Origin of the sequence: Chryseobacterium sp. PvR013, from assembly GCF_017833095.1 — a bacterium.
In the GTDB taxonomy this organism is placed as follows: Bacteria; Bacteroidota; Bacteroidia; order Flavobacteriales; family Weeksellaceae; genus Chryseobacterium; species Chryseobacterium culicis_A.
The window spans coordinates 2045227-2069678 of sequence record NZ_JAFIBT010000001.1 but is presented as its reverse complement, the minus strand read 5'-3'; the positions used below and the strand labels follow the sequence as shown (position 1 = coordinate 2069678).

The 24452-nt window shown below is 36.1% G+C and carries 15 protein-coding genes; 12 read left to right on the top strand and 3 right to left on the bottom strand.

Annotation, left to right across the window (positions count from 1 at the left end):
- Positions 1-56: 56 nt before the first annotated feature.
- The 6 genes from JOE44_RS09140 (at position 57) to JOE44_RS09115 (ending at position 10609) form a co-directional block, all read left to right on the top strand.
- Positions 57-1694 carry a T9SS type A sorting domain-containing protein gene (locus JOE44_RS09140; protein WP_209785312.1) on the top strand — a complete coding sequence of 546 codons (1638 nt, stop codon included), beginning with the start codon at positions 57-59 and terminating at the stop codon, positions 1692-1694.
- Positions 1695-1701: 7 nt separating this feature from the next.
- The gene (locus JOE44_RS09135; RefSeq protein WP_209785311.1) at positions 1702-4863 is read left to right on the top strand and encodes a hypothetical protein; all 3162 of its coding nucleotides are present in this window, start codon (positions 1702-1704) and stop codon (positions 4861-4863) included.
- 5 nt (positions 4864-4868) lie between these two features.
- Complete coding sequence (locus tag JOE44_RS09130) at positions 4869-8495, top strand: DUF6443 domain-containing protein (protein ID WP_209785310.1); 3627 nt, start codon at positions 4869-4871, stop codon at positions 8493-8495.
- Positions 8492-9085: a hypothetical protein gene (locus JOE44_RS09125; protein ID WP_209785309.1), complete on the top strand. Its 594-nt coding sequence runs from the start codon at positions 8492-8494 to the stop codon at positions 9083-9085. The genes JOE44_RS09130 and JOE44_RS09125 overlap by 4 nt, the downstream gene beginning before the upstream one ends.
- A 91-nt stretch (positions 9086-9176) precedes the next feature.
- On the top strand, positions 9177-10172 hold the full coding sequence (locus JOE44_RS09120) for an RHS repeat-associated core domain-containing protein (protein ID WP_209785308.1): 996 nt from the start codon (positions 9177-9179) through the stop codon (positions 10170-10172).
- The gene (locus JOE44_RS09115; RefSeq protein ID WP_209785307.1) at positions 10169-10609 is read left to right on the top strand and encodes a hypothetical protein; all 441 of its coding nucleotides are present in this window, start codon (positions 10169-10171) and stop codon (positions 10607-10609) included. The genes JOE44_RS09120 and JOE44_RS09115 overlap by 4 nt, the downstream gene beginning before the upstream one ends.
- Positions 10610-11109: 500 nt before the next feature.
- Here JOE44_RS09115 and JOE44_RS09110 read toward each other — a convergent pair whose 3' ends face one another.
- Positions 11110-11454: a MerR family transcriptional regulator gene (locus JOE44_RS09110; protein WP_105683719.1), complete on the bottom strand. Its 345-nt coding sequence runs from the start codon at positions 11452-11454 to the stop codon at positions 11110-11112.
- Between the two features lie 211 nt (positions 11455-11665).
- Here JOE44_RS09110 and JOE44_RS09105 point away from each other — a divergent pair, with 211 nt between their 5' ends.
- Entirely contained in the window at positions 11666-12547 is an 882-nt protein-coding gene (locus JOE44_RS09105; protein ID WP_209785306.1) for a helix-turn-helix transcriptional regulator, read from the top strand.
- Between the two features lie 232 nt (positions 12548-12779).
- On the opposite strand, the gene ccoG is transcribed toward JOE44_RS09105, so the two are convergent.
- Entirely contained in the window at positions 12780-14222 is a 1443-nt protein-coding gene (ccoG, locus tag JOE44_RS09100) for a cytochrome c oxidase accessory protein CcoG (protein ID WP_209785305.1), read from the bottom strand.
- A 254-nt stretch (positions 14223-14476) separates the two neighbouring features.
- On the opposite strand from ccoG, the gene JOE44_RS09095 reads away from it, so the two are divergent.
- Positions 14477-15370 carry an SMP-30/gluconolactonase/LRE family protein gene (locus tag JOE44_RS09095; RefSeq protein WP_209785304.1) on the top strand — a complete coding sequence of 298 codons (894 nt, stop codon included), beginning with the start codon at positions 14477-14479 and terminating at the stop codon, positions 15368-15370.
- A gap of 227 nt (positions 15371-15597) precedes the next feature.
- Here the strand turns inward: JOE44_RS09095 and JOE44_RS09090 are convergent, their stop codons facing one another.
- Positions 15598-16905, bottom strand: a complete 1308-nt coding sequence (locus JOE44_RS09090) for a DEAD/DEAH box helicase (RefSeq protein ID WP_209785303.1) — start codon at positions 16903-16905, stop codon at positions 15598-15600.
- Positions 16906-17431: 526 nt separating this feature from the next.
- Here JOE44_RS09090 and rpsA point away from each other — a divergent pair.
- The 4 genes from rpsA to JOE44_RS09070 all read left to right on the top strand — a co-directional run bounded on the left by rpsA (position 17432) and on the right by JOE44_RS09070 (position 24433).
- Complete coding sequence (gene rpsA, locus JOE44_RS09085; protein ID WP_149834761.1) at positions 17432-19222, top strand: 30S ribosomal protein S1; 1791 nt, start codon at positions 17432-17434, stop codon at positions 19220-19222.
- 396 nt (positions 19223-19618) lie between these two features.
- Positions 19619-22246 (top strand): T9SS-dependent M36 family metallopeptidase, encoded by a 2628-nt coding sequence (locus JOE44_RS09080; protein ID WP_245169746.1) that lies wholly within the window; start codon positions 19619-19621, stop codon positions 22244-22246.
- 127 nt (positions 22247-22373) lie between these two features.
- A complete protein-coding gene (locus JOE44_RS09075) occupies positions 22374-23351 on the top strand; it encodes an EamA family transporter (protein WP_209785301.1) in 978 nt (325 codons plus the stop codon).
- 89 nt (positions 23352-23440) lie between these two features.
- Entirely contained in the window at positions 23441-24433 is a 993-nt protein-coding gene (locus tag JOE44_RS09070; RefSeq protein WP_209785300.1) for an alpha/beta hydrolase, read from the top strand.
- Positions 24434-24452: the final 19 nt, after the last annotated feature.

The window sequence follows — 24452 nt, the reverse complement described above, 5'->3', positions numbered from 1 at the left end:
TAAATTCGCGAAGTTTTAAAAAACTAATTACTAACTCAAAAAACGACAACACGGGAATGAGAAAACTTTATCTCGGTGCATTCACTCTATGCACAATCCTGGGCGTATCTGCTCAGGAAGTGGTGTGGCAGAAAGACATCAAATCCTCTACCCAGGATTTCTTAAGCCAGATCACCACCACCATCGATCAGCAATATCTGATCACGGGAAGTTCTATTCAAAGCGATAAGCAGCAAGCTTTAGGCAGTAAGCAAAACAACGGTTACGATTTCCATCTGGTAAAACTCAACCAGCAGGGACAGGAAGTCTGGGAGAAATATTTTTCAGGATCCAATCATGATTATTTATCTGCAACCGTCACCACTCAGGATGGCGGATTTTTACTGGCTGGAACTTCTTATTCCGGTAAAGGATTAGATAAAAAAGAAGATTCCAAAGGAGGCTCCGATATCTGGCTGATCCGAATCAATGAATTTGGCGATGAATTATGGCAGAAAACTTTAGGAAGCACTTCCGATGAAGAAGCCAGAGCAGTCATTCAAACTACAGACCTAGGATTCTTTGTAGCCGGGAATGTACAGAGCTCATCAAAAGGCTACGGCTCCAAAGATGTCTGGATCACAAAATTGGATAAAAACGGAAAAGAATTATCCCAATTAATCTTAGGTGGAAAAGGCTTAGATGAAGTCGAAAAGATGATTCCCACGAAAGACGGCGGCGCATTGCTTGGAATTTATTCAAGAAGCACATCTGTTAAAACAAATAATCAGCAATCAACAACCAACACTAATATTCCGTCTGACAGAACTGCAACCCATAACCTGTTATCTGCAACCTCAAAGCAAAGCGACAACTTCGGTGAAGGCGATTACTGGATTGTCAAGTTAGACAAAAACGGAAAAGTAGAATGGGAAAAGAACTTTGGAGGCAAAGGTGATGACCACATCAGAACCCTGGCCTTAACTTCAACTGGCTTTATCATTGGTGGAGAATCCAGATCAGAAAGATCAGGCAATAAAACGGTAGGTCTGGAAGAAGGAACAGACCTTTGGCTGATTGCTTTAAATGAAAGAGGGGATGAACAGTGGCAGAAATCCTACAATTTCAAGAACCGGGATATTCTGATGGGTATGAGTGTGATTCAGAGCCAAGATACAAGAACCAAGAATCAAGACTTTACAAAAGGAATATTGTTGGGAGGTTATACCCAGGCTGAAGGAAGAATACAGACCGATGATGAAACCTTCTGGATGCTATACCTCGATCAGAACGGAAATGAGCAGTGGAGAAAACACGTGAAAGGAGAATCCAGACAAAAAGAGGAAAGGCTTTCCGACTTAAAACTGAACAGAGATGGCTCTATTATTTTGGCCGGAACCAGTGCAGAAGAATTGGGGAAAGAAAACTGGAAGATCGTAAAACTGGGTGATAGACAGGTGGATCAGCTCATTGAAAAATATGATATCAAAATCTATCCAAACCCTGTATCAGATTATGCCTACGTAGAAATTGGTTTTGATTTCAAGGAAGCTGATATTCTTTTATATGACATGAGTGGCAGACAACTTCAGAGTATAAAAACCAAGAACAGAGTAACGAAAATCAATACCCAGGCTTTAATTCAGGGAGCCTATCTGGTGACGATAAAAACGGATACCAACAAAACGGCGAATGCTAAACTGATTAAAAAATAATAACACGATGAAAAAAATAATTGCAGCTTCTCTGATTATCTGCGGGTGTGCTTTGGGCTATTCCCAATCTGTAGATCCAAAGGAGAGTAAATACAATCTGACTATAAAATCACCTGATGCCAGCCAGCTATCAAAGCATACGGATATTCCGACATCTACGCATACCGGAACTATTGGTATTGATATTCCAATATATACCATACAAGTGGGAGATTTTAGTCTTCCGATTTCTTTGAAATATCACGCCTCAGGAGTCAAGGTAAAAGAAACCGCTTCTAAGGTAGGTCTTGGCTGGTCTTTATCTGTGGGCGGAATGTCGCTTTCTAAACAGGTTTTAGGGCGTGAAGATAAAGGTAAAATTCAGTATATCAACCCGGATAGTTTCAATCCTGTTCAAAGCAATCTTAACGATTATGATCTGGCAAAAAGTATCAAAGAGGAATTCTCAACACTTGATACCCAGCCTGATATTTATTCCTTCTCTTTGGGAAGTGCTTCAGGAGAGTTTTATTATGACAGTTCAGGGAAAATTATTCAGATTCCCTACAGTACTATAAAAATAGAAGATTCCTTCGTTTTCACTGATGATCAGGGCATCAAGTATTATTTCAAAGCAGGAAATCAAACCCAAACTGTGGGGGGAAGTGCTCCTGCCCCTAATGATTTTAGTAATACTGATTTTATTATTACCCGAATCCTTTTGCCAACAGGGAAAGAAATAAAGTTTAATTATCAGGCAAGTAACTATAGTTATTTGAATAACTTTTACAAAGGACTTAAAATTCCAAGAGCATGTGTATACCAGAATGGTACAACCTATGAAGAATTTGTAACCAAAACGAATGTACTTTCTGAAAGTGTATTACAGAGTATTCAATTTGAAGGCAATGAAGTAAAGTTCGTGTATGGTAATCGTGAGGATATCAATAATGGACTTTCTCTAAATAAAATAGAAGTTAGAAATCCCCAGCAGGCACTGGTATCAGAGTATAATCTGGTAAAAGAGTATTTTACAAGTACGGACTCTCCATCAGCTCCTGGATATGATTCTGAAATTCCATATCTGATGAAAAGACTGAAGTTAAAAGAAGTGGTAAATCTGAAAGATAATTCAAAATATAAACTTCAGTATTATGAAAATAATCCACTCCCTAACAGATTATCAGATCAGACGGATTTTGTAGGTTTTTATAATGGTAAATTAACCAATCATGGAATCCCTTTTGTTGCATATGGCGATAAAATTTACGGTTTTGGAGATGATAAAAATCCTGATATTAACTATGCTGTTTCCGGAAGTTTAAAAGAAATACAATATCCTACAGGTGGTAAAATGGGACTGCAATACGAACTGGATGACTTTTATTTTGAAGGGGCTGAAACCCAAATAGGAAAAAAAGACTTTCTTATTTCAAATCTTGAAACGCTGGGCGGAATATTTAATGTTAATACCAATGGAAATACCGTTGACTTCAAAATTACCTTTCAAAGTACAGCCAATCCAAATGAAGGTCCGGAAGGCTCTTTACCTGAGGGACCACATTTTGTAGGAGAACTTCTGGATAATAACAATACCGTTCTAAGAACATTTCTGATCAATAAAGAATATGAATTTATGGAAAACATAAAACCTTCCTATAAAATCAGAATCAGAAAGGTAGGAAATGTCAGCAGCAGCCACTATGCCACCCTGAATGCCCAATGGTACGAAAAAGTTTCAGAAACCAAGCAGTACAATAAATCTGTTGGGGGAATACGAATTCAGAAAATAACGAAAAATGAGGCAGGGATGCTGACGAATGAAACAGAATTTATTTACAGGGATGAAAACAATAGATCTACAGGAAGATATATGGCAGATGATATTGAATATTCTTATATCCAGGAGATCGCAGAGGATCAGGATATGGGATATACCTGTGAACAAATGGTCATCAGTAATTCGGGAAACTTTAATATTAGTACGATCAACGGGAAGCCTACGATTTATGATAAGGTCATTACCCGGAATAAAAATGTAAACAACAATGCGGAAAGCTATGAGATAATAGATGAATATATGAATCTGTCCCATACCAATCCTAAAAATGCAAGAAATCCAATCTTTACCTATGCCAATAATCAGTTTGCGCGTGGGGTATTAACTGATAGAAAATATTATGACTCTCAACATAGACTCGTTAAGAGGGATTCATACACCTACGAATTTGACAATCATTTCAATAATCTTTCGAATGATTATAGTACAGGATTCCCTAGTCTTACCATAAGACCTTATTATATCGGTGTGAAATCTGTTGCCTGTGCAATTCATAATGCCAACGGGGTTTGTATAGGACGTAATTATACTTTTACGGTTGACCGTTTTGAAATATCATCTGCCTGGGTAAAAAAGAAAACGATGACAACTACTGATTATTTTGATAATAATAACACTAGTCAAATTACCAGTTATACTTATGACAGTAGTTATAGGCATACCAATCCGGCAATTGTAAATGTGGATTTTTCTGATCATTCAACACAAAAAACGGCTTACCGCTATGCCCATGAAAAAAACAACCAAAAGCTGATCAATGCTAATATGATAGGAATTCCTTTAGAAACGGAAACCACTCAAACTATTGGAGCTGCCACCCAAACCCTTTCCAAAACGGAAACGAAATATGAAAATCCATCGAACTTACTTCCTAGCTCAGTATTGTCATATGATTTTCAGAATAATCCCTCTACAGAGGTTACTTACGATCAATATGATTCCAAAGGAAATTTACAACAATATACTGCAAAAAATGGGATCTCAACAGTAATTGTCTGGGGTTACAATCAAACTAAGCTTATTGCGAAAATAGAAGGCGCGAAATTAACAGATATCCAGCAGTCCTTAATTGATGCTATTGTTGCGGCTTCCAACACAGATGCTGCGGCGGGAGCCAATAATGATGAAGCCGCATTTTTATCTGCATTGAATACCTTCAGAATGAACGCTTCATTATCTGCTTATCAGGTGACCACCTATACCTACGATTCCTTGATTGGCGTAAGAAGCATTACGCCTTCTTCAGGAATCAGAGAAAACTATATCTATGATTTAGCAGGCCGACTTGAAAAAGTGATGAATGCAGACGGAAAAGTGTTGAAGGAGATGAAATACAACTATAAAAACTAAAACCGATGAAAAAGATATTAATTCCCATAGGAATACTCATTATGGGAACTGTCCATGCGCAGCTTACCAATACAGAAAACTATGTGTACTCAAAGACGTATTTGTCAGATCCTACGCTTGCGAATGTTAAAAGCTCAGAAACTGTTCAGTATTTTGACGGGTTGGGAAGACCCAAACAAATTGTCAATGTCAAAGCCTCTCCATTAGGAAAAGATGTTGTAACCCCTATTGTATATGATGGTTTCGGGAGACAGGTTCTTGATTATCTGCCCGTGCCTCAGGGAGGAACGCTCAGTGGCGGCATTGTTGCCAATCCCTTAGCGAATGTAAGCAGTACCCCATATAGTACGGAGAAAATCTATTCAGAGAAAATTCTGGAAAGCTCTCCGTTAAACCGTGTTTTAGGACAAAAACAGGTGGGAAATGCGTGGGTTAACAAACCTGTACAATTTGGATATCAGGTTAATGTCACTGGAGACGTTAAAAAATATACAGCTACTTTTAACTATACCAATTTTGAATCCAAATTACTCGCACCAGGCTCCTATGGAACAGGAGAGTTGTATAAAAATACAGTTACCGATGAAGACGGCAACCTAACTATTGAATTTAAAAATGCTCAGGGACAGGTTTTGCTGGTCAGAAAAGTCATCAATGCCACAGAAAATGCCGATACCTATTATGTTTATAATGACTATAACCAACTGGCTTTTGTCATCCCTCCCAAAGCGGCTTTAGAATCAGATCCCAATACGGTGCTTAACGATTTATGTTACCAGTATAAATATGACAGCAGAAACCGTCTGGTAGAAAAGAAACTACCCGGCAAAGGCTGGGAGTATATGGTGTACAATAAAGCAGATCAGCTTATTCTGACCCAGGATACAGTTCTTAAAGGAAAAGGACAGTGGCTCTTTACCAAATATGATCAGTTGGGAAGGACCTTGTACACCGGAATCACAAATAATACTGCCAACAGGGCTTCAATACAAAACAGTGCCAATGTCAATACCGTTTTATATGAAACCAGAACGGCTGCGGTGGGATTTACCTTAAACGGTATGGCGGTATACTATACGAAGCTTTCCACCCCTTCCAATGTTAGCCAGATATTAAGTGTTAATTATTATGACAGCTATCCTGCCTATAGTTTCAATCCTGCATTTCCTTCAACTATTCAGGGAGCACCCGTACTGACTGCAAGTGCTACGACTGATGGAAGGAGCACCAAAGGATTTCCTGTAATGAGTTTTGTAAAGAATATTGAAGATGATAACTGGACAAAAAACTACACTTATTATGATCAAAAGGGAAGAGCTATTGGAAACCATTCTATCAATCATTTAGGAGGATATACCAGAACAGAATCTGAGCTGGATTTTACGGGAACACCTAAGAAAACAATTACGCTTCATAAGAGGTTAGCCAATGAGCCGGGAGTTACTATAACGGAACGCTTTGAATACGATAATCAGAACAGATTACTGGTTCATAAGCATCAGGTAGATGATAAACCAGAACAGATTCTTACAGAAAACAGTTATAATGAACTCGCCCAGCTTACCAACAAAAAAGTAGGGAATAATCTGCAAAGTATTGATTATACCTATAATATAAGAGGTTGGATGACGGATATTAATAAAGCACAGATGTCAGTTCCTGATTTAGGTGGAAAATTATTTTCCTATAAAATCAAATACAATGAAATGACGGGAATAGAAAATCCCGATTCGGCTTTATTTTCTGGTAAAAACGTAAAGCCAAAGTACAACGGGAATATTGCAGAAGTTGACTGGAGAGCTGTAGAATCTATAGGAGCCAATCCTCCTATAGAACCGAAAAGATATGGTTATGCCTATGATGCCTTGAACAGATTGACAGCAGGATATTATCAAAACCCTGTGAATCGTTATAGTAAAGAGCATACAGAATCCTTGGCCTATGATCTGAATGGAAATATTACAAACCTTTACAGAACCTCTGCGGTAGAAGGAAATAATACAGCTGCTACCGTTATCGATGAGCTGGAATATATTTATGGATCCAATAACAAAACCAATCAGGTATCTGTGATTAAAGACCACAAGAATAACCCTTCAGGATATGAAGGTGGAGGAGGAACGATTCAGTATGACAGCAATGGAAATATGTGGCAGATGCCGGATAAAAATATCACTAAAATTACATACAACCATCTGAATCTTCCCAATAAAATAGAGTATGGGACTTTGGGGCTTTCTGGACTACATAATTACCTGTACAGAGCAGATGGAGTTAAGATTCAGAAAAAACTTCCCAAAAGTGAATGTGGTATCATCAACTGTTATACGGTAACTGATATTACAGACTATCTGGATGGTTTTCAATATTATCATAATGAATCCGATAATAATGGAGGTGGCAGTGGTGGCCTTGAAGAACTCAGCATGAACTCCGAAAAATTAAAATATGCCTATGAACAGCAGGCTTATAGCAGTGAAAGTGGAATTGCGATAGCACAGGCCGCTCCATTGGGAATAACTACTGTTAAGACTCCCCAACTCATGTTCTTTCCTACAGCAGAAGGATTTTATGATTACGGGAAAGATCAGTATATTTACCAGTATAAAGATCATCTTGGAAATGCAAGGATAAGTTTTGCAAGAAACAGCGCAGGTGCTCTTGAAATCACAGATGCTAATGATTATTACCCTTTTGGGATGAATCATCTGAAAACCGGAAATGCATTCTTTGGATCGGGAAGTTATAAGAATTACAAGTACAACGGAAAGGAACTTCAAGAGTCTGGAATGTATGATTATGGAGCGAGATTTTATATGCCGGATTTGGGAAGATGGGGTGTGGTGGATCCGATGGCGGAAAAATATTTTAGTGAATCACCATTTAATTATACCCTTAATAGCCCTGTTAATTATATTGATCCATTTGGAATGGATGTATATAGATTGGATAGTGATGGTTCTATAAAATGGGTTTCTAGTTCTAAAGAAGATCAAATATATGCTGCTAATCAATTTAACAAGGATAATTCATTGATAAAGAATGCAAAAGGATTTATTGTTGGGGAACAGGGATATATTTCTAGCAATACTGCATCAGGCAGTTATAAAGATTCAAAAGGTAAGGAGCAACAATATAGTATGATAACTTTTCAAAATGAGGATACTGCACTTGGTTTGCATGAATATATTTCAAATAATGTAGATACTGAATTTGTTGTAGGTTCGGGAATTAAAGATGGGCAGCAACAATCTATTGTAGGAAAAAATGGAGCTTTAAATGAATCTGCTAATGACGGTAGTGTCTCAATTACTCCATATATTAATTATTTTGACCAAAATTCAATCTCTTTATTTGGACATAATCATCCAGACATGGAATATCAAATTTCGCCGAGTGGATATGAAGTAGAATTAACAGGCTGGAAAAATCATGATTATACTGATTTTAAAAATATAAATGTAGGAAAGCAATTAAAGAATGGTGATTACAACACAAGCAAACTATTTCCTAATTCAGCAACTTTGTTTATGTATAATCCAAAATTTTTTACGGGATCTAAAACAGTTTATTACAACCAAGAAAGAGTAACTTCAATTAAAAATGGTTACCACAAAAGTTCAAAAAAATGAAAAAATTAATTATTATTTTATTATGCTTGTTTTGTTCTATTCTATATTCGCAAAAATTAGATAGATTAAGCAAAGTAACAAGTAATATTGTAAAGCTTTACCTAAAGGATACTTTAAAAACATCATTTAAAGATGGAGATTATATTGGAATTTATGTTTATTCAGATTCTATTTCTAATGGATTAGGAATGTCTATAGAAACATTGGATAAAGATTATAAACTTAACAAAAAAACATCGAACTACAGATGGTTTAAATCTCATGGAATAAAGATTATTATATTTTGTGATTTAAATTCCTCATATATTTGTGATAGATATTTTGAAAAGTTGAGTTTTGATGAATCAAACGATGATAATACAATTTTGTTTGATGAAAGTACTATTTCCAATGAATTGGATGGAGAAATAAGACCTTGGACATTTTTTTTTAATGAAGATTATAAAATTGTAAAAGTAGGCGGGAAATTAATTAATGCTGAAATTGCTAATCCCAAGGATTTTAAATGTTTTTTAAAGAAATTTTCTAATTTAAAACTTTATCAAATAACAGAAAATGGAGTAATTGTCTATACTCAACCGCAAAAATAGTTTCGATATAATTATGTAGGTCACTTAAAAATGTGCGATTAAGTTATTTCAATAATGTAAGTGACCCCGGCTACCGCACAAATCCTTTCGTGTGGTAGATAAAAATAAACCCACTGCAATTGCGTTGGTTTTTGTTCTTTTATCCTGCAAAACCGGCTATATTTACCAGTACAGAGATCACCTTGACAATGCCAGAGTAAGCTTTGCAAAAAACAGCGAAGGCGCTCTTGAAATCACAGATGCTAATGATTATTACCCTTTTGGGATGAATCATCTGAAGACAGGAAATGCATTCTTTGGATCGGGAAGTTATAAGAATTATAAGTACCAAGGACAAGAGTTACAAGAGACAGGTTTTTACTCATTTAAGTGGAGAAATTATATGCCAGATGTAGGAAGATTCTTTAATATAGATCCACTTTCTGAAAAGTATGTTTACCAGTCACATTATAATTTTTCTGAAAATCGTGTAATCGATGCTAGAGAGTTGGAAGGTCTTGAAGCTGAATTAATAAATAAATCTACTATGACCAAATCTATATCTAATGATATTTCTGGACTTCCTATAAGTACCCCTGCAACAATTCAATTAAATGCTAATATTGTGCAAGGATCTTTTACCAATAAACAAATAGAACAAAAGCTTTCAACTGTAGAAAATAATTTTAAAAAATATGGAATGAATCTTACGATTATTCAAGACAATAATGCTACGTATAAAATTGATATGACTTTTCCGGGGAAATCTGTAGTGATACAAAACAATGATGGTACGATTACTGCTGGGACAGTTCTTGGAGATGCACCACTTGGAAATCCAATTACTGCAACTGTTAATGCAAAGAATGGAGATACAGATACGATTACGCATGAAATTGGTCATACTTTTGGTCTAGAACATATATGGGAGCCAAATTCAGGAGTTGAAGCTACTCCTGCCAATGTTAACAATAGGATGAATTCATATGAAAACCCAACTTCTTCAATGAAAGGATTAGGTACGGAATTTAATAAAAATCAGATACAGAAGATGGAAGAAACTGTTAAAGCCAACTCATTTAGATTACCTAAAAATAAAAAAGAATGAAAATAATATTTTTTTTAATAATAGTTTTACTGACCAACAATAGTTGCTTTGCGCAAAATAATATTGATTTTTATTATCAGGATAAAACGAAAGCAACAGCAACAGATAGTGCTGCATACAAATCTTATTTGGAAAATATCCCAAAAGAATTTCTTAAAAAAGATAATGAAGTCTTATTATTTTTTAATAATGCTGCTTTTATTGATGATGTTGTTAATATAAATGGTAAAAGCTATAATTTTGAAAACTATACCTGTGGATATAGACAAATTAGACTTCCTAGAGGAAACGGACAGATTAAGATTACATCTAAGAAAAAAGAAAGCATCGCTTTTAGTTTAAGAAAAAAAATTGATTTTATAATAATTAATGGTGACTTTGATAATAAATGGAGTGTCACATTTTCAGAATTTTTTCCAGCAATGAATTGTTTATAAGTAATCTTTGATAGTATAGATTGTAATCCCCGCTGGTCCGAGAGTTTCGCTCGTGTTCACGAATAAAACAAAAACCACTGTTTATACAGTGGTTTTTGTTTTAAAAAGTCCTCGTACATCCTTATCAAAATACCATGAACCATTTATAAACACCCTCCAGCCCGTTAGATAAGTCCCTCTCACCACTTTAACAAGCCTCTCCACCCACTTCATCAAGGGTCTCTAGCCAGTTCAGAAGTCGCTCCAGCCTCTTAGTCAACTGTCTCTAGCCCGTTCCATAAGCCCCTATACCCTTTATCAAAGGGGTTAGAGACCGTTATGTAACTCCCTTCAGCCCCTTGTGCAACTGGGTATACCCCCTTACCTAAGGGGGTAGAGGGGGTTAGGTAAGGGGGTATAGTATGTTGTGAAAATAGCTGGTGATCGTATTTCCTGATAGATGTAAATAAAACCTCCGCTGCAATGAATTGCAGCGGAGGTTATTGTATGTTCAAAAAAATTTATTCACCATCCCTTTCTCCCAAAGATTCTTTCAGCTTAATCAATTCGGCTTTTACGAATTCCAGGCGGTCAATCAGGGTGATGGTTTCGGAAATTTTGCTGTTTGTGGTTAAGGCGATACGGGCTCCGTCCAGGGTATATCCTTTTTCTTTTACCAGATGGTAGATCATCTGAAGGTTTTTGATGTCTTCAGGAGTGAAATAACGGTTTCCTTTTCTGTTTTTTTTAGGCTTGATAATAGGGAATTCCTGTTCCCAGTAACGTATTAATGAAGTGTTTACATCAAATGCTTTCGCAACTTCTCCTATAGAATAATACAGTTTATCAGGTAAATTTATTTTCATTTTACGACTCCTAAACCTCAAAGATAAAAATTTTTTAAAGTTTCATCCAAAATATATTGTAAAAAGTACAGTCAGACTTTGTTTCAAAGAAAATTTATAAGAGTGAAATTGCTATAAAATAGCAGGTATTTGTGTTAACAGATAGGAAGAATCACCATATACCAGTTCTTTTTTATCTAAATTTGTGAATTATTACGATACCTATATAATAATGAATCCGATCTCCGTTCTTCATATCGATCTTTTCCAGGTGGGTAAAAATACTTCAGATTTTTATTTTAACACGATGAAGAATCATTTGGTGGTGGGACATCGCCATATTGAAAAACCACACAGACATGATTTTTATGCTGCGGTTCTTTTTACCAAAGGATCAGGAGTACATGAAATTGATTTTCAGAAATATGAAGTTTCTGAGGGCAGTCTTTTCTTTCTTTCACCGGGGCAGATTCACAGCTGGGAACTTTCGGAGGATATTGATGGCTATATTTTCTTTTGTTCTCAGGAGTTTTACGAAATGCATTATGTAAATCAGAAGCTCAGAAATTTTCCCTTTTTCGGATCTGTATCTTTTCCAAGAAAACTTCAGTTGGATGCTTTGGAATTGAAGAAAAACAGCAGCTTATTTCAGGAACTGGGAAAAGAACATCGGGCTAAAAATATAATGAAAGAAGGCCTTATTTTGTCATTGATGTCCCAGATTTTTATTAATGCCACCCGAATATTTTCAAGAGACTTTGATACCATGGATTCCGCTGCCGGGCTTTCCTATTTTAAACACTATCAGGATTTTGAAAATTTGATTGAACAGCATTTTGCAGAGCATAAATCAATTACTTATTATTCTTCCTTAATGGGTATTTCATCTAAACATTTAAACAGGATTGTACAGACTGTTGTTCAGAAAACAGCCACGGATGTGATTACAGAAAGGGTAGTGCTGGAGGCTAAAAGAATGTTGATGTACCTGGACGAAAGTCTTGTGGAGATAGCTTTTCGATTAGGATACGAAGAATATTCCTACTTTGTAAGAGTATTCCGGAAAAGCTCCGGAATGACTCCTACTCAGTTCATGAGGAAATATAAGGCTTAATGAGTTTAAAGTTCAAGGTTTAAAGTTCAAGGTTCAAGGTTTAAAGTTTAATGTTGCTGGTTGTTTTTGTTGCGAGTTGGGGGGTACTCGTTTTGTTTAGACTATTATTATCTTGTTTATGACTTCCCATCCAAATTCACGATTCACTTGTGAAGCAAAACTCACCATTGATATCTGTTGAGTAGTATCTCTAATCCCTAATCCCTGCAACCTAACACCTATCACCTGCCACCTATAAAGCTAATTTAAATGGTCCTTCAAACGTTGTTTCAAACGAATCTATCAGTTTCCCTTTTTCATCAAAAACTCCGATGACCATATTTTGTTTTGAGAACTTAATTTCTTCTTCAGGGAAGGAAATGTTGATGTTTCCTTTCAGGATCTGATCTCCTTTCAAAATGATTTTTTCAGAACCGAAGTAAGTGATTTCTGCATGGTTTGGAGTGATAACTTTGATGGTAAGCGTCTTTTTCTCATTTGATTTATTCAGAAGGGTATAAATAAAAGTATTGGTGATTTTACCATTTTTAATGAAAAACGTAGAACCTGCCGGCTTAATGAATTTGGCTTCCATAGAACCACGGTCGTACATCAAAAATCCAAGGAATCCGATAAGCAGCGCTAAAATAACGGTGGTGGCTTTCATTCTTGGAGTGAATCGGAATTTATCCTGATTTTCAATCTCAGCTTCTGTGGCATAGCGTACCAATCCTTTAGGCAGACCTACCTTTTCCATCACTTCATCACAGGCATCGATACATGCTGTACAGTTCACACATTCCAATTGTTGTCCGTTTCTGATATCAATTCCTGTAGGACATACCACAACACATTGGTTACAGTCGATACAGTCTCCTTTTCCTGCTGCTTTTCTGTCCTCGTTATTTCTCCATTTTGCGCGGCCTTCACCTCTTTTAAAGTCATAATAGACATTGATGGTTTGTTTATCAATCAATACCCCTTGCAGTCTTCCGTAAGGACAAACCAGTGTACAAACCTGCTCACGAAGCCATGCAAAAACAAAATAGAATGTCATCGTGAAAAAGATCATCGTAATAAACTTTAATGGATGTTCTGAAGGTCCATCCAGCATAATCTGGAAAACCTGTTCATAGCCTACAATATACATGAACATGAAAGTAGAGCAGAGTAGGGAAATAAAAATAAATATGGACCATTTCGTCACTCTTTTTCGGATTTTTTCAGCATCCCATTCCTGTCTGTCGAGCTTCATCTGTTTATTTCGGTCACCTTCAATCCAGTATTCGATTTTACGGAAAACCATTTCCATAAAAAGAGTCTGGGGACACAGCCACCCACAAAATATTCTTCCGAAAACAACAGTAAACAACATCACAAAAATCACTGAAGTTACCGCTCCCAAAGCAAGAATAAAAAAGTCCTGCAGGTAGAAAGGCTGTCCAAGGATAAAAAACTTTCTGTCGATGACGTTAATGAGAAGAAAAGGATTATTGTTAATCTTTACAAATGGCAACCCGAAAAATAAAGCAAGAAGAAGATAGCTGGTGTAATTCCTGTAATTGGTATATTTTCCTTTTGGCTTTCTGGGAAAAATCCACTTTCTTTTTCCGGATTCATCCATAGTTCCCACTGAATTTCTGAAATCTTCATTTTCAATTTCCAAAGACTTGATATTGTTGGACTCTGCGCTCATTGTTGTATGCTATAAAGTATTTTGGTACAATTTTCATCCTGATCGACCCTATTTTCCATTGATTATTTCCCTGAAAAAAGTGATCAATTCTCTTACTGCAAAGCTCTGGAATATATCTTTTTATTACTAATATGATCTACTTCAAAAATAGGACAATTGAGACATTTTATATTTGTGATTTTTATTGTATCAAAGTGAGAAAATATTTTGAAACCTTTTGCTCATATCGTAAATTGCAGTCTTAAAAATGAAGTATGAAGAATATCTTTAAAATAAGTATGATTGGTTTGGTTTTCGCATTGGTAAACTGCCAATCAGTAAATTATAGTAAAATGTTTTATGAAGGAGTACAGCCGGAAATGATTTCCGATAAGTTCAGTTTCACTGAAGGACCATCAGCAGATAAAGAGGGAAATGTTTACTTTACCGATCAGCCTAATGATAAGATCTATTATTGGGACTGGAAAAGCAATCAGGTGATAGAATTCTTAGATAAAACAGGAAGAGCAAACGGAACCCACTTTGACAAAGACGGGTATTTGATTACCTGTTCTGACGATCAGGGGGAAATCTGGAAAATTTCAAAAGATAAAAAAGTAGAAGTGCTGCTTAAAGGGTTTGAAGGAAAAAGACTGAACGGCCCTAATGATGTCTGGAATGATGAATTGGGAGGAATGTACTTTACCGATCCTTTGTACGAAAGAGACTATTGGATTGGGTTTAAACAGGAAATTCAGCATAAGAGCCTTTATTACAGAGATAAAACAGGAAAGGTTACTAAGCTGGATACTTTCACACAACCCAACGGAATTGTAGGAAGTGAAAAATTAAAGAAATTGTATATTTCTGATATTGATGCCGGTAAAACGTATGTGTATGATATACTTGGTGAAGGGAAATTGTCTGAGAAAAAACTGTTCTGCGAAATGGGATCAGACGGAATGGAGCTGGATAAACACGGGAATCTTTATCTGACAGGAGATGGTGTTCATGTTTTCAGCCGTTTAGGAAAGAAGATTTATCATATTTCTATCCCTGAAAAATGGACTTCCAATGTCACTTTCGGTGGGAAAAATAATAACATACTCTTCATTACTGCTTCAAAATCTGTATATACTTTTCCGACAAGGGTGAGAGGAATAAAATAAGATTGTGATATCTTTATAATAAAAGAGCTCTGAAATTTCAGAGCTCTTTTTATGTTTGTTGAAACCACCCCGGCAAAAATTCAGAGAATTTTTGCCACCCCTCCGGAGGAGGGGAATTCTCACACGGGTAATTACTTTATCTTTGAAAATTGAAAATCTTCACAAACTTATGTGAACTTTATATGCACAAAGTATCAACTTAAAAAAACTTTTGTGACTTTTGTGGTTTAATAAGCAACTTCCATTTTCACTTTCTTTCCTTTCAGTTTTTCATTCTGAAGTTTTCTTAAAAGAGCATTTACTTTATTTCTGGAAACAGCAACATAAGAAGTAGTATCTTTTACTTCAATAATTCCCACATCTTCTTTCTGCAGTTCTCCTTTCTTGAGTAAATACCCTACAATATCCACTTTATTCACCTTATCCTTTTTCCCTGCACTGATGTAAACGGTCTGGAAAGGTGTTTTTTGTGGAACTTTAGTAAATCCGGCAACACTTTCTTCGGGAGTATTACTTTTAATGAATGGGAAATTTTCCTCCTCAGTCATAATCAGATATACAAAACCTTTGGCGTTCATTCTTGCTGTACGTCCGTTTCTGTGGATGAAGGCATCTTCTTTTGGCGGAAGTTGATAATGAACGATAGATTCTACTTCAGGAATATCAAGTCCGCGGGCAGCCAGATCTGTGGTAATAAGAATCCTTGCAGAATCATTTCTGAATTTTAGCAAAGCACGTTCTCTTTCATCCTGTTCCATACCACCATGAAAGGTCTCCCTGTCAATTCCCATCTGGTGAAGAAGCTCAGAGATACGGTCTACAGCATCACGGTGATTACAGAAAATTAAAGTTCTCTTATTTCCGATTTTACAAACCAGATTAAAAAGGGTATCCAGTTTTTCCTCAGAAATAGTCATTACCTTTCTCAGCTGAAGATCTGGTTTTATATCATTTTCTTTAAGGAAACTGATTACTTTTTCATCTTTTAATCCCGTAAAGGCCGGAATTTCATCCATGGCGGTGGCGGAAGTTAAAATTCTTTGAGAAAGTCCTTGTAAAGAATGGGAAATAAATTCCATATCATCATGGAAACCCAGTTCCAGAGCTTTGTCGAATTCATCAAGAACTAAGGTTTTAATTGTTTTCGGATCAAAGTTATTATTCCTTAAGTGGTAAACAACTCTTCCGGGAGTTCCAATCAATACAGCAGGAGCTTCAATTAAATTATTAACCTCGATTTTTTTATCATGCCCTCCATAGCAGACAGAAACTTTAAAATCTGTTCCCATCGATTTAAAAACCTGTTCAATCTGCAAAGCAAGTTCTCTGGCAGGAACCAATATCAATGCCTGAACTCCCTGAACATTTTTTTTCAGATTCCTCAAAACAGGAAATAAAAAGGCAAGCGTTTTCCCGGATCCTGTAGGAGAGAGTAAAACAATGTCTGTATTGTTTTCGGACGCTTTATAAGTAGATTTCTGCATCTGATTCATATCCTGAATCTGCAGTTTTTGATAGATCGGCTGTAATTCCATGCTGCAAAGGTAATGAATTTAAGCGGGGGATATGTGGGAGAGTTTGAGGATTTGAGAGTTCTGGAGTAGTAACATTTTATTGTAGAAGAGTTTGAGAGGAATAGAAAAACGTTGCTCTTTAATTCGGTGTTACTGTCATCCTGAATGAAGCGTAGCGAAATGAAGAATCTCATTTTATCTTCTATCTATTGTAGATGATTCGTGAACTGCGTTCGTAAACTTTCAGTGTATGCTCACAAGACAACATATATTGCTTCATTCTAAATTTAGGACCGTTAATATTAGAATGTCATGCTGAGCGCAGTTGAAGCATTCTTTTAATGAAGGTGTTGATTTTTAAATACATAAGTTAAATATTAGCGTGCTGAAATCTATTGCTTATTTTAAATAAAATTCATATCTTTGCACCCACTTTTGTGGCGAAAAGGTTTGATAGGTAAATTACTTACAATTAATTACTTCCGTATTTTTTAATCCGCATTTATTCAAACCATTAAAAAAGAAGGAATACAAATTTTATTAGAAAATGTCAAAAGAGACAAATTCAGCAGAGGTTTTATTAAACCAAAACGTAGCACCAGAACAATTTGATTGGGATTCATTCGAATCAGGTCTTGATGCAGATGCGAGAAAAGAAAAAAGCGATTTAGAAGAAATCTACAACGGATCTTTAAACAACCTAGACGATAACGACGTTTTAGTTGGTAAAGTTGTAAGATTAACTGATAAAGAAGCTATCGTAGACATCAACTTCAAATCTGAAGGTGTTATCTCTCTAAACGAATTCCGTTACAACCAAGGCCTTAAAGTAGGTGACGAGGTAGAAGTAATGGTTGACAAGAGAGAAGACAAAACTGGGCAATTACAGTTATCTCACAGAAAAGCTAGAACGCTTAAAGCTTGGGATAAAGTAAACGAACTTCACGAAACTGGGGAAATCGTTAACGGTTTTGTTAAATCTAGAACTAAAGGTGGTATGATCGTTGACGTTCACGGAATCGAAGCATTCTTACCTGGTTCTCAAATTGACGTTAAGCCAATTAAAGATTACGATCAGTTCGTAGGAAAAACTATGGAGTTCAAAGTTGTGAAAATCAACCCTGAGTTCAAAAACGTAGTTGTATCTCACAAAGCATTGATCGAAGCAGATATCGAAGGTCAGAAAAAAGAAATCATCGCTCAGCTTGAAAAAGGTCAGGTTCTTGAAGGTACTGTTAAGAATATCACTTCTTACGGTGTATTCATTGACTTAGGAGGTGTTGATGGATTGATCCACATTACAGACCTTTCTTGGTCTAGAGTGAACCACCCATCTGAAATCCTGGAAGACGGACAAACTGTGAAAGTTGTAATCCTTGATTTCGATGATGAGAAAACAAGAATCCAATTAGGTATGAAGCAATTAGAAGCTCATCCTTGGGATGCTCTTTCTGCTGACTTGAAAGTAGGTGACAAAGTAAAAGGAAAAGTAGTAGTTCTTGCTGACTATGGTGCATTCGTAGAAATCGCTCCAGGTGTTGAAGGATTAATCCACGTTTCTGAAATGTCTTGGTCTACTCACTTAAGATCTGCTGGAGATTTCGTAAAAGTAGGTGATGAAGTAGAAGCTGAAGTATTAACTTTAGATAGAGAAGAAAGAAAAATTTCTCTTGGTATCAAGCAATTGTCTAAAGATCCATGGGAAAACATCGAAGCTAAGTATCCTGTAGGATCTCAGCATGTAGGAACGGTAAGAAACTTCACTAACTTTGGTGTATTCGTAGAGTTAGAAGAAGGTATCGACGGATTAATCTACATCTCTGATCTTTCTTGGACTAAGAAAATCAAGCACCCATCTGAGTTCTGCGCAGTAGGTGATAAATTAGACGTTGTAGTTCTTGAATTAGATATCCAAGCTAGAAGATTATCTCTAGGTCACAAGCAATTGACTGAAAACCCATGGGATAAATTCGAAACTAAATATGCTGAAGGAACTATCCACGCTGGTAAAGCTGTAGAAGTTCACGATAAAGGAGCTTCTGTTCAATTCGAAGATGCTGAGGTTGAAGCTTTCTGTCCTTCAAGATTATTAGAGAAAGAAGATGGATCTAAAATCAAAAAAGGTGAAGATGCTCAATTCAAAGTAATCGAATTCAACAAAGAATTCAAGAGAGTAGTAGTATCTCACACAGGTATCTTCAGAGACGAAGAAAAGAAAAACGTTAAAGAATCTTCTTCTAGAAACGTATCTTCTTCTTCTAACAACGAAGAAAGATCTACTCTTGGAGACATCGATGCATTAGCAGAGTTGAAAAGAAAAATGGAAGAAGGTAAATAATCTTTGAACCATTTATAGATAAGGAGCCGCTCATTTGAGCGGCTTTTTTTATGGGTCTATATTGTATGATTATCATATATCTTTTAATGCATTGAAAGTAAAGAAGTTTTTTTTATGAAATATTAAAAAAACATTAAAATTGGATGAGTTGTAGATCGGGAGTTTATATAAATTACCTGATAGGTTTAACGAAATATTTAAACTTTAAAAAGCAAAAAACGAGGTAAACATAATCAGACAAACACAAATATAATATAGGGTTCTCTTGATTGAGAAATATGTAAAACAGTTTTGAATTTATCCTTTCTATTGGTATTTATTTATATTTTTATTTTTGTCAAAAAAAGTAATGAAGTTATGTGAATTATTTGTAGATTAGCGCCTTTAATAATGGATATGAAAAACAAAGCTTTACCACTTTTATTTGCAGTATTTTCTGCGTTTCCGACAATATTGTTCGGACAGGATAATGAAAAACTGATTAAGGATTATATTTCTCAAAATAAAATAAGGGAATATAAAAAGTCTGATCTGAATAATATCATTGTTGATAATGTAGATCCTTCAAAATCATTGAATGGTAATGTTGTTAAATTTTTACAGACGTATAAAGGTTTACCTGTATACAGTTCTGTAGGAACAGCATTGATTCAGGACAATAAAATTGTTTACTACACAGATAATTTTGTAAAAGATTATACTACCTCTACATCTGGTACAGCTGCAATTAATAAAAATACAGCGCTTCAAAAAATTGCTGAAGATCTTAAAAACCCTGATATTGCAAACTTCACCATTCTTGAATATCTTGAAAAGACGCAAAAGAAAGCTACATCAGCCAATCAAAGACTGGTGTATATGAATGATGAGAGCGGAAACCTTCGTCTGGCATATGAATATACTTTAAATGAGCCTAAATCTCCGAATTTCTGGAATATTTTGGTAGATGCCAACAATGGAAATATCCTTTTGAAAAGTAACCTGACATTGTCTTGTAATTTCCATCATGATGCTTATGGTTCCGATACTGAATACAGCCATGCTGATCATTTTGAAAATACATTAGTTGGTCCTCAAAATAACCTAGCACAGAATAATATTCCATTGCTTTTACCGGATAATGCATCATATAATGTATTTCCATTGCCTATTGAAGCACCTACTTTTGGTTCAAGATCGGTCATTACGAATCCTTGGATTCTGAGTGCTTCCCCTGAAGGATGGCATTCTGACGGAACTAATCATTATACTGTTACCAGAGGAAATAATGTTTTTGCCTATGAAGATGCTGCAGGAACAGCTTTAACAGCACCTGATTATCTTACAGGAGCTCCGGCAGATGGTGGAGCAACAAGAAATTTTGATTTCCCTTTTAATATCAATGAAACTCCATTAAACAACAGGAATGCTGCTATTACGAATTTATTTTATCTGAATAATAGAATTCATGATGTTTTCTATAAATTCGGATTTACAGAATCTGCAAGAAATTTCCAGCAGAACAACTTTGGTAATGGGCCTGTAGGAGGAGATGATGACTCTGTATATGCTGAAGCGCAGGATGGAAGCGGATTAAATAACGCGAATTTCTCGTCAGGACAGGATGGTTATAATGGCAAAATGCAGATGTATCTTTGGTCTCCGGTGGGAAGAGTATTTTATTATAATGCACCTACTGCGGCTGTTTCCCGTACACCGGGAGCCGGAACTGCACAGTTTGGAGCTCCATTACCTATGAACGGAATAACAGGAGATGTAGCACTTTCATCAGTTTTGGATGGTTGTACAGCATTGCCTGCAAGTTCATTGACTAATAAAATAGGACTGGTTGAAAGAGGAACATGTTCCTTTGCTGTTAAAGTGAAAAACCTTCAGGATGCAGGTGCTAAAGCGGCTATTGTATATAATAACGTTGCAAATGGTGCTACGATAGGAAATATGGCGGGTAATGATCCTACAATTACGATTTCTTCAGTACTTATTAACAATGCAGAAGGGGAATATATCAAAACTCAGCTTGCAGCAAGTACTACAGTAAACGTTACCTTAAAAGGAAATATGACTCCTGACGGAAGTTTTGATAACGGAATCGTAACTCACGAATATGGTCACGGAATATCCAACAGAATGACAGGTACAGGATACAACTGTCTGAATTCAGGAGTGAGCAAAGAACAAATGGGAGAAGGCTGGTCTGATTTCTTCGCGTTAATGTTAACTAATAAAGCAGGCGATAATGCTACGGTAGCAAGAGGTACAGGTACTTATGCATTAGGCCAGGCAATAACAGGAGCTGGTATCAGACCTGCAAAATATTCTACAAGCCTTGCTGTTAACGGATTTACCTACGGAGATACTAACGGAATGGAATACAATAACGGATCAGCAGTGGTTCCGGATGTACACTCTATCGGTTTTGTCTGGGCAACGATGCTATGGGATCTTCACTGGAAATATGTTGAAAAATATGGTTATTCTTCAGATGTATTATCTACAACTCCAAACGGAAGTACAAAAGTATTACAGTTGGTAACAGACGCTCTGAAACTTCAGGGTTGTAATCCTAGCTTTATTGAAGGAAGAAATGCAATATTGGCTGCAGAGTTGGCAACAACTGCGGGGGTTGATAAATGTATGATCTGGGGCGTTTTCGCAAGAAGAGGTTTAGGAGTGAATGCTTCAGCAGGAGTGAAGAATAATATTAATGATCAGGTTCAGGACTTTAATGTACCGGAAGCATGTTTATTGGCTACCAATGATGTAAATGCAAATAAGAACAAGGATATTTCTATCTATCCAAACCCTGCTAAGGACGAGTTTTATATTAAATTCCCAAGCAATACCCTTGGAAAAGTAAGTGTAGAACTTTATGATATGTCTGGTAAACTGGTTTCTACAGAAGATAAAATCTCACCAGATGCTAAAAAAGCAATTTCAACAAGCAATCTTGTTAACGGAACTTATATGGTTAAAATCAAAGGACTAGGTTTCGAAGCTGCTTCGAAAGTAATGGTTAAAAAATAATTTACTTTTATAATCAATTTAAAAAATCGCCACAAGCTTGCTTGTGGCGATTTTATTTATCTATCAGTAGTACACTTCAGAATGGTTTAATTTATATGTCGTACCTTTGCAGGCTGTTAAAAAAATTATGAAGAAGAAAAATATACTAAAAGGTGTTTTATTTGTAGGGATTGGAGCTAGTATATACGGTATGTTGGCCACTTTTGTGAAAATGGCTTACCATGATGGTTTTACAACCTCAGAAGTAACTACTTCCCAATTCGTATTAGGTTTGACAGGGCTTTTGATCCTTAATCTTATTCAAACCCTAACCTCAAAACAGAAATTATCGATGCCCAATTCTAAAGAAGTAAGAATGCTCTTGCTTGCAGGAACTTCTTTGGGAGGAACAAGTTTGTTCTATTATATTGCGGTACAATATATCAATGTATCGATTGCTATTGTATTATTGATGCAGTCGGTATGGTTCAGTGTAGTGGTGGAAAGTATGATCACAAGAAAACTGCCCAACGCGAAGAAAGTTGTTTCTGTAGTTATTGTATTGCTGGGAACCGTTCTGGCAACGAATCTTATCAATATGGAAATAGAACTGGACTGGCATGGAGTTTTCTGGGGACTGATGGCAGCTGCTTCATACACCCTGACAATGTTTACATCCAATACGCTGGCAACCCATCTTCCGGTTTTCAGGAAGAGTATTATTATGCTGGCAGGAGGTTCAGTAGTGGTATTTGCATTTTTATTCTTTGCCCAGATAGGACCCATGTATTTTGATGGTTTAAAATCATTATACCTGAATTTTACTGATAATACAGAACATATCCACTCATTTAATTATTCAATATTTCCCACGTATGGATTGGTACTGGCTCTTTTTGGAACAATTATCCCGCCAATTCTGTTCAATGTTGGATTTCCAAATGCAGGATTAGGGTTGGGAAGTATCGTTTCATCACTGGAGCTTCCGGTTTCCGTAACCATGGCTTTTGTGTTACTGGGAGAGAAAGTATTTTTCATCCAATGGGTAGGAATTGTCCTGATTCTTTTTGCGATTGTTTTGATGAATTTGCCTTCAAAAAAAGGAAAAAATATCTCAATGGCATAATTATCTAAAAAATATTTAACTAAAAATAACAGTTGAAACCGTTCCTTTTGGAGCGGTTTTTTTAATTTTAATCTTTAAATAAAAGTTTCATGAAATATTTCAGAAATATAATGACTGTTTTTACTTTTACGGTCTCCGGTTTTATGTTTTCGCAGGTAAAACCTCTGGATGCAATGCTTTCCGATTATCAATATCCTTATGAAGTTCATTTTCTTACGCTCAAATCTCAGGGGCAAGATTTGAAAATGGCATATATGGATGTACAGCCACAGAAATCCAATGGAAAAGTAATCATGCTTCTTCATGGGAAAAATTTTAACGGGGCTTATTGGGAAAGAACAGCTAAAGACCTTTCTGCTAAAGGATTCAGAGTGGTAATTCCTGATCAGATAGGATTTGGAAAGTCTTCGAAACCTCATGATTACCAGTTTTCCTTTTCACAGCTGGCGGAAAATACAAAAGGAATTCTCGATGAATTGAAAATAGATAAAGCTATCGTTTTGGGGCATTCCATGGGAGGAATGGTGGCGACCCGATTTACATTACTGTATCCTGAGAAAGTACAAAAACTGATTCTTGAGAATCCGATTGGACTGGAAGATTATAAGACTTTTGCAGCCTATCAGACCATTGATCAGGCATATCAGGCTGAACTGAAAAATACAGCTGACACTTATAAAAACTATCAGCTGAAATTCTATTATGACAACAAATGGAAAGAAGAATATCAACCCTGGCTTGATTTAATTGCCGGATGGACACTTCATAAAGAGTATCCTCAGGTAGCCTGGGATGCAGCACTTACTTCAGATATGATTTACAACCAGCCGGTATGTTATGAATTTAAAAATATCAGCGTTCCTACATTGCTTATCATTGGAACAAGAGACAGAACAGCTATAGGAAAAGACAGAGCACCAAAGGAGCTTCAACCGAAAATGGGGCAATATCAGGAATTGGGAAAGAAAACCCAGCGTGAAATTACAGATTCAAAGTTGGTAGAGATTGATCATGTAGGTCATCTTCCTCATATAGAAGTATATCCGAAATTTTTTGAAGCATTGTACAGTTTTATACAGTAGAAGAATAAAAATAGTTGAA